1 protein-coding gene is annotated in these 1,763 nt (G+C 71.9%); it reads right to left on the minus strand.

From position 1 onward, the window contains the following. A partial coding sequence (locus AC27VN_RS40555) for a two-partner secretion domain-containing protein (RefSeq protein WP_490880373.1) occupies nucleotides 1-1,763 on the minus strand: 1,763 nt, incomplete at both ends.

Here is a 1,763-nt window from a genome sequence, read left to right on the forward strand (position 1 = left end):
CCGCGGAACACGCGGGCCTCGATGTCGCCCTCGAGCACCGCCGTGGGCGCGCTCACCACCAGCCGGCCGGCATCGCGCCCGACGGTGTAGCCGTTCTCGAGCTGGCGCTGCGGACCGATCAGCGGGTTGTAGAAATAGCCGGTGGTCTTCTTGCCCCAGCGCGCATGCGCATCCTCGAAGCCGCGGTACACGCCCTCGAAGGCCATGTCGGCGGGCGCGCGGTCGAGCCGGTACAGGCGTCCGTCGCTGCCCTTGAGCCAGCTCTGGTTCAGGTAGCCGGTGCGCACGTCGATCGAGCCGCCCGACAGGTTGATCTGCGAGCCGCGCTGCGTCACCACCTCGGCGCCGACGAGCGTGACATTGCCGCCCTGCGCCATCCACTCGCCGATGCCGTGCGGCTGGTTGCCCAGGTAGCCACCGACCTCGAGCAGGCCGCCCGCGGTGTAGAAGCGGTCGCGGTCGTACACGCCCGGCTTGGCGGGCACGTACGACAGCCGGCGCCGGTCGATCCAGACATTGGCGTTGGCGAGCTTGCCGGTGTCGCGGTTGAGCGGCGCGTCGCGCTGCTCGTTGCCCTGGATGTTGACCTGGACGTTGTTCGATTCCATCGCCACGCTCACGCCGACCGCGCCCGCGACGTCCAGCCGCGCCTGCGCGCCCACGCGCACGCGCCGCTGCGCGCTGACGGCGATCTGGCCGCCGGTCGCGAGCACCAGCGCACCGTCCTCGAAATGCACCTCGCCGCCCGACGTCACCTCGACACGCGAGAGATCGCGCCGGTCCTGCAGCCGCGACAGGTTGTCGAAGGCGCCCGGCACGGCCATGGTGCGCAGCCGGTCGAGCGCGACCGATTCGCTCACCAGCGCCTCGCGCTGGCTGTCCAGCGCGCTGAATCGATCATCCGCATCGATCAACACCGCCGTGACCGCCTCGCGGCCCGTGGCCACGCGCCCCTTGGCATCGGCCGCCGAGTTCAGCAGGTGCACCGTGCCGCGCGCGTTGACGGTGGTGGTGGCGAGCGCCACGCCGTCCTGGCGCACCGTGCGGCCGGCCAGCGTGATGTCGCCCTCGCTCGCGACGATCAGGCCGCTGTTGCGCACCAGCCCGGCCGTGCTGTCGGGCACGAACCGGGGCGCGATCTCGTTGCCGCGCGTGGTCGAGAAGGTGTTGGCGTCGGTGCCCACGCCCTTGCGGATCGCGAAGCTGTCGCCCGCCGCGAGCTGCGCCTGCCCGCGCGGCGTGGCGATGCTGCCGGCGTTCTCGACCTCGTGCCCGAGCAGCAGCACGTAGCCGCCGCCCTGCGTGACCGACACGGGCTGCCGGGTCGCGATGCGCGCGCCGGCCTGCACCTCGACCTTGCCCAGCGCGTCGGTGAACACCGGCTGCGGCTGGCCGTTGACCTGGGCGCTGTAGAGGCCGTTGTTCCTGAACTGCTCGTCGCCGATGCGCGCCGCGGCCGCCACCAGGTTGCGCGTGTCGACCTGGCTGCTGCCGCTGAACACCACGCCGTTGCGGTTGGCGATCAGCACCGTGCCGTCGGCCTTGATCTGGCCCTGGATGCGGCTGGGCCGCGCCTGCGGATCGTTGACGCGGTTGAGCACCGCCCAGTCGGGCTGCTGCTGGAACTCCACCGTGGTGTTGCGCCCGACGTTGAAGCTCTCCCAGTTGAGGATGGCGCGGTCGCCGGTCTGGCGGATCGCGACCGTGGTGCGGCCGTTGGCCTGCGTCTGCTGCGGTGCCTGCGCGTTGAGCCAGCCCGCGCT

It is taken from the genome of Variovorax sp. 20P10.2.4, from assembly GCF_058244205.1.